The sequence below is a fragment of the Psittacicella gerlachiana genome, assembly GCF_003585965.1.
Taxonomy (GTDB): Bacteria; Pseudomonadota; Gammaproteobacteria; order Enterobacterales; family Psittacicellaceae; genus Psittacicella; species Psittacicella gerlachiana.
Genome location: NZ_NRJF01000094.1, coordinates 1 through 6,932, shown reverse-complemented (window position 1 = coordinate 6,932; position 6,932 = coordinate 1). Strand labels below are relative to the sequence as shown.

General features: G+C 36.1%; 3 protein-coding genes. 1 reads left to right on the top strand and 2 read right to left on the bottom strand.

Annotated features, from left to right (window positions below; all coding sequences use genetic code 11):
• Positions 1 to 41: 41 nt before the first annotated feature.
• Together dnaG and CKF59_RS03810 are read right to left on the bottom strand one after the other, a co-directional pair.
• Positions 42 to 3,944, bottom strand: coding sequence for a DNA primase (gene dnaG / locus CKF59_RS03815; RefSeq protein WP_119534655.1), 3,903 nt, complete (start codon positions 3,942 to 3,944; stop codon positions 42 to 44).
• A 629-nt stretch (positions 3,945 to 4,573) separates the two neighbouring features.
• Positions 4,574 to 5,758 (bottom strand): hypothetical protein, encoded by a 1,185-nt coding sequence (locus tag CKF59_RS03810; protein WP_119534654.1) that lies wholly within the window; start codon positions 5,756 to 5,758, stop codon positions 4,574 to 4,576.
• Positions 5,759 to 6,310: 552 nt separating this feature from the next.
• Here CKF59_RS03810 and CKF59_RS03805 point away from each other — a divergent pair.
• Positions 6,311 to 6,932, top strand: a 622-nt coding sequence (locus tag CKF59_RS03805) for a hypothetical protein (RefSeq protein ID WP_147397107.1), incomplete at its 3' end; no start/stop codon positions are given.

The window sequence follows — 6,932 nt, the reverse complement described above, 5'->3', positions numbered from 1 at the left end:
TAAAATAATAGCTCAAGAACTTCAATTCTTGAGCTATTATTTTATTTGTAAAACTCTGGATGAGACTCTGTAGGAGTTTCTTGCTGCATTTGTTCGTGCAAATACTGTTCTAGTTCTTCAGGAGAATAGAGAATATCTGCAGGAGGTTCAGTTTCGGGAGCAAAAGCACATAACTCTTGTTCTGTGAACTGAGACTCTGCGAGCAAGGAAGCTTGAGCTTGCCAAGCGAGTTCGGAAGCACTAAGACTTGCCTCTGCAATATTTGGCATTGGCTCATCTAGAGTTGCTTTCTCAGGCTTTGCCTCAGTCACATTTACTTTCTTAGAATTTACCTCAGCAAGAGCTTGCTCGCTGGCTGGCGTTTGGCTTGAGGTGGTTTGAGAAGCTGAGGCTTGTTCTTTAAGTGAGTTTAGAGCTTTCTCAACAAGTAACTCTGCAGAGCTAGATTGCTCTTCGAGTTTTACTGACTCAGTTTTTTGTGCTTCTAATGTAGGAGAAGCTATGAGCAATTCTTGCCCTAAACCTTTGGTAGTTTGGGCAAAATCTTCTTTAACTTGGGTCAAAGAAATCTCAACTTCACTAGGATCATGATGTTCAAGAGCTTGAGCATTAGTAAAACCTTGACTTTCACGAGTGCTTTTTAAGGTAGCTTGATACTCATTTTGTTCTTGAATTTTTAAGCGACGCATTTTTTCTTTTTCGCGTAAATCTTCAACCCTAAATGCAGAAATTAGCATGCTATTAATTTCAAACATATCTATTTCTGGATGGAGGCTTGACCACAGCGGAGCTGAGAATTTACCAAGATGGATCAGGTCATAGCCGGGCATAGGTTGTGGATTTGGCGGATTAATAAAAGAAATTAGGTACGAGTATTGTTGCATGTGCAACTTATCATAATCATGAAGAAATTGTTGAGCTCGTTTTAAGTTTGCCTGCTCAACTTCATTATTATGCAGAGTTTGATGCTGTAAACGACGGAGATCTTGTTGTAAGAGTTGCTCTAAAGAGCGCAAGTAAGTCATTTCTACATTGGCATTATTGATATTGTCGGCAAAGCTTTGCACAAACAGTTGGCATAAGCGACAAATACTAGTTACCAAGTTAGTATAGGTTTCTTGCATTCCTTTATTAAAAATATAAGGAGCATCTTCGGGATCAAAGTTTACAAGGTTATCTTCAAAGTCTCCAAAATAATTTTGTAAGTATTGCTGGTAGTATTTTTTTACTACCTGAGGTACTTTTTCTTCGACTTGACTTGCGGTTAACTCTCCATCTCTTTCTTGATCTCGAATTTGGCTTAAAGCAAAATGGAGATGATTAAAGCAAGTAAAGCCCGGAAGATTAAATACCGTGATATAGCTCAACATACTATGAATCGCCACTAAAGGACGATGATAGTACCAAGAAAGCAAAGTAATGAGGCGATTTTCAAATCTACGTGCAAATTCATAATAGTTGCTTACGAGCGTAAATCTCGAGCTATCTGCAAAGAGTAAATGCTCTAAATCTACGGTCAGATTATGAAAACTTATTTTGTCATAAGCAAAGCGGGTAGCAAATTTGAGTTTAATTTGCGTGAGTTTATTTTGAATTTGTTCTCGCTCGAGAGGAGCAATTTTGGTTAAAAGTTGCTCCGGATAAATTGGAAATTCGTTTGTCTCTTCCTGCTTAGCTTGCGGGAGAACCTTAGTTTGAGGCTGAGCTAAGATTTCTGGTAGAGGAACATTGTAGGCAATACTTTGAGCATACATGTGTTTAGCAATGCGGAGCATTTCTTGTTTAACGCTTTCTTGATTAAATTCAAGAGGCTCACGAATTTTTCTTCCATTAGCTATTGCCGTTCTTTGTAAGCGTAAGCGATAGTTAAGGTTTTGTACCGCTTGATCTTGGAGCTTTTCCCACAATTGTTGATTGAGGACAGCTCCTTGAGCTTGCTTTTCTTCTTGGCTATAAGCATTGGCTAATAACTCTCTAAAAGCATGTTCGTAAGAAATGGTATATTCCGTATTGGTTGATTCTTGTACCGAACGTTCAATTTGCTTTTTTAAGTGTTTATTTTTTGCTTGCTCATTAAGTTTTTGTTGTAAGCGTAACACTCGATTATTGAGAGGATTATTGCGATTTGCCTGCTCATAAGTACGTACACTGCGTAAATCCGCAAGACTTGGCTCAGTTTTGCTTTTTCTTTCTCGAGGAGCTCGGGGTTGATAGCCACTAGCTCCTAAATTCGTTTTTACTACGGGAGCTTGAGTCGAGGCTTGAGGAACTGAAGCTGGTAATGAATTCTGAGTTGAAGACGAAGCTGAAGGAGAATTCGGAGCTACAGACGTATTTTGCACACTATGCTTAAAAATTTGCTCAGGTTCTTGGTTTGTCCTTTGATTTTGTCCAGTTGTTGTTACTCCCGCTCTTGATCCACCTATCCCCTTACTCGGAGCTGGGGATCTAGTTGGGGTTGAAGATCTCTCAGTTCTTGCTTTAAGTTCTTGTTGACGGAGATTAAATTGAGTTAGTCTTTGTTGTTCAAGCGTTTGCTCTTGTTGATAGGTTTGCTGAACTTGCGCGAGTTGTGCCATGAGAGCTTGGTAGTCTAACTCAAAGCGACGAATTAGTTTATTAACTAAATCATTTCTGTAAGCTTGAGCTTGGATTTGGGCATAGTATTCACCAAGTTGTTTAAGAGCTAAACGTTCAAGGTCATGTTCACTTACTTGCTGACTTTGCAGACTACTTAGCGTATGGTCAATGAGATAGTCAATTAGACCTATGCTTTTAGTTTGTAAAAACTGGTCGTAAGCTTGAGGACCATATTTTTTTAAATAAGAATCAGGATCTTCACCATCAGTTAAAAAGGCAAATTGTACCATGTATTGATCGGTAAGAATCCCGAGGACATTTTTGGCTGCTTGCACTGCGGCTTTATAGCCGGCAGCATCTCCATCAAAACAGCATACCAGACTTTGGGTATGCTTAAAAATTTGTGCTAATTGTCCTTGCGAAATTGCCGTTCCTGAAGCAGCCACCCCTTGATAAATACCATATTGGCTTAAAGAAATTACATCAAGATACCCCTCGACAAGAATAATGCGAGGGATTTTTTGGCGATTTTGACGATGGATTTGGACTACTTGATAAAGCCCATAGAGTTCTTTGGATTTATCGTAAACGGTCGAATTATTCGACGGGTTAATGTATTTGGCTTTGTCTTTTTCATTGGTGAGGATTCGCCCGCCAAAGCCAACAATTTGTCCATTTAAATTAAAAATCGGAAAAATAATCCGTTCTCTATAGGTATCATAAAATCCTTCCTTTTGACTCGAACGACGTAAAATATCGACATTTAGTAAATGGGTCAAAGGATCCGGAATTTGATTTAGACCTTGAGCAACCTGACTATTGTAGTAATGAAGAATTGCATTATTTGCAGGAGCATAACCGAGGCAATAGAGTTGTGCCATTTCTTGACTCATGCCACGATTAACTAAATAGTCAACAGCATGTTGACTATGAAATAATTGGTGTTGATAAAATTGTGCTACTTCTTGAAGAATTTGGTGATCAAGTTGTAAAGATTGTTTGCGTTGTTGTTCACGTTCTTTATCTTGATTACTCCGATGGTCTGCTTCATACTCAACTGGCAAACCTACGAGGTTTGCTAGTTCTACCACCGCATCTTTAAAGTTCAAGCCATTATAGTCACGTAAAAAACTTAATACATTCCCTTTGGCTCCACAACCAAAGCAATGGTAGACACTACGTTCATCATCAATATAAAAAGATGGAGTTTTTTCGTGATGAAAAGGGCAACAACCTTTATATTTACGTGCCCCTGCATTTTCTAATTTAACATAGCGACCGATAATATCACTAAGAACAGCTCGGTCTTGAAGCTCTTCGATAAATGAAGGTTTAATAAAGCCTTGCTGATTATTTATATCCATAGAACAATAAAAAAGTTAAGAAAATGCGATAATTTTGTGCAAAAGATCTCAATTTCTTTAGTAAAGAATAAGGGATTTTTTGCGGGATAAAAACTACAAAATTCTTGTGTTTTCAATTAAATATCAAAGCCTAGACTAGAAGGTAAAAATTTTTTGAGCAAAAATTTCTGTTAGTAGGCAACGACAGTATTTGTTAAGCATTTGTAAAAAAATGTCACAAACTAAGATTTATTTTTATAATACCTATAGAGAAACAGCTATTTATAGAGAAACAGCTCTCTTAAATCATCTTGGATAAGGTATCTGAGTTGATTAGTTTTTGAAATTCTATTTTATCATTAAAAGTAGTAAATTCAGGTAAATAATATAGTTCAGAAGAACTTTATCTACTACTTATTGAAGCTCTAAATTAAGGCTTTTCAAGCTCTGAGGGAAAGTCTTAGTTTGTAAGTAGTAGATTTAGTCGCAGACATTATGTCTGCATCTATTCAAGGTGGAGTCTTAAGCATTGCTTGAGACTTTTTGTTTATTGGACTCTAAGAAAATTCTACTTGATAAAATCATGCCACTTTATACTTATTTGTCATACTTAAAGCCAGGAGTTACTCCTGGCTTTAAGTACAGATAAATTAGAAATTATATTTTACATAAGCTGCATAACGCTTAGATACAGATTTGCTTTTGTTTTTGCTCACTTGCATCTTGGTAAGTTCACGACGATATGAAGCTTCTACTCCGAGTTCAACTGCGGTGGTTTTATAAGTATAAACCTCAGAAGCAACACGAGTATACAGGGTATGAGAGTCAGTTTTACTATTGCTACTACTATTGGTTACGCCCTTATTAGTACGGTGATGATAAGAGTAGCCAAGAGTAGTTGTAAAATAAGTTGAAGGACTATAGCTAGCTGCGAGATTTCCGACTACATAAGTGGAAGTTAGGGTTTGGCGAGTTTGATTCTTCGCATAACCTAACGAAGCTACTCCAGTAAACGTCGGACTAAATTGGTAGTAGGCTTCAACATCACTCGACCAAGAGTTTTGGTTAGGGTTAGCTCCATAGCCATTATAATGACCTGCAGAAACTAAGAGTTGGAGTTTTAAATCTGTTACTCCTTGGTAGCCATAAACCGCTCCATACTGATTATAATAAGTGGTTGAAGAACCAGTTTTGGTATCAGTATAGGATAAACTTAAATAGTGCTCTTGAGCTTGACCAAAAGTTAAATCATAACGCAGGGTACGTTTATCATATCCTGAATTATCATCATAATCAGCAAGTTTATTTACTAAATCAAAAGCACTACGGTTACGTTGTACTATATCTACTGGTGGTAAATATTGATAGTATTCTACAGCATCCTTTTCACCTCGCACACCAACGGTGAGGCGTCCATAATCTAAGTAAGAAAAGTAGAAACTAGCTACGGTGATTGCCGGATGTTCACTATCGTGAGCTTTAGTAAAAGTTGAAGTACTTGTGGTTTCACTATAATATTTTGCCGAGTAGAATTGATCTTGATAGCGTAAGTAAAACCCACCCTTTCCTTTTTCTCCTAAACGGGCATCAGCACCTACGGCAAAACGGAGGCGTAAATTATCTTGGATAAAATTGCGGTAACGAGAAGTTAAGCTATATTTAGAAGCATTAGCACTTTTGCTAAAAGCTTGAACATCAAAATCTGAATGGTAATAACGTAATTCACCATCAATATAAAAGCTGCCCTCATCAGAGCTATACACATTGGTTTTTGCCCAAGAGCAACTAGCGATACTTGCCATGAGCATAGCCACTAAAGTTTTTTTCATTTGCATAATCTAACCTATTTAATCTTATTAATCTTAATCTAATCGAGAAAAATATTTTTTAATTTAAAATTTTATTTTAATTTTTATATTTTTCTTTTCTTTTTTATCTTAAAGCAAAAAGAAAATAAATTTCTATACTTTTAGCTAAAAAAATAAATAGATCGAAAATAAGTTATTGATTTATAAGGTAATTTTTTTCATGGGTTTAAAGTCCAGAGAGGAAAAATCAATTTACACTCAAATTAAATTTGCACTCAAGTTAAACTAAATTTGCATGTAAAGGAGGGAGGAGGATAGGTTAAGAGGCTCTTAAGGGGTAAGAGGGGAAAATTTAGAGTTTGAGGAGATTGGAAGAGGCTATTTATGTTGTCTGGATTTCGAACTTTGACTTTTTAGATTTAAATATCAAGGTGTTAAGTAATTTAGGCTAAGAAAATTTTTATTTAGTTATAGACATTTCAAATCTTTTTAGTTTAAGATAAATTATAGCTAAAAATTATTTAGCAAAATTTATGAAATAAGATTAGATTAAGATTAAATATTTAGGTTTTAGATAATATGAAGAAAACTCTCCTCATTTTTACCCTTACTATGGGTATAGCTAGCTTAAGTCAAGTAAGCCAAGCTTATACAGTATATTCAGATGCTAATACTGCTTTAAGAGTAGCAGGTTCGGCATATATCTCACAGACTTTAAATCGTGATCTTGGTTATGACCAAGAAGGAAAAAATCGTTTTAATCGTACCCATACTGTATATTTCCGTCCGGATCTTGTCTTTATTAAGAAGATTAATAGTGATTTTATGTTCCGTTTAGATACACGAGCGTATTTTTATCGTAAAAATTGGAGTTATAGATATGTTAGAACTCTAGATGATAATAATGAACGTCAAGTTAATCTCAACAAAAGTCAACGTCAGTGGGATATGGCCTATGTAGATCGCTTTCGCGTAACCTTATATTTTACGGGTAAAGGATCATTAAGTTTTGGGCGTTATACTAGTTTCTTTGGAGCTAATACGAGCTCCGGAGGCTATGCGAGTTACTTTGGCCTCTATGATGTAGGTTGGTTAACTAATGCAAGAACTTTTCTTGGTTATTCTACCGATAAAACTGTTTCTTACAGTAGTCCAACTTTATTTAAAAAACACCGTGTTGCTTTAGGTTTAGATTTACAAG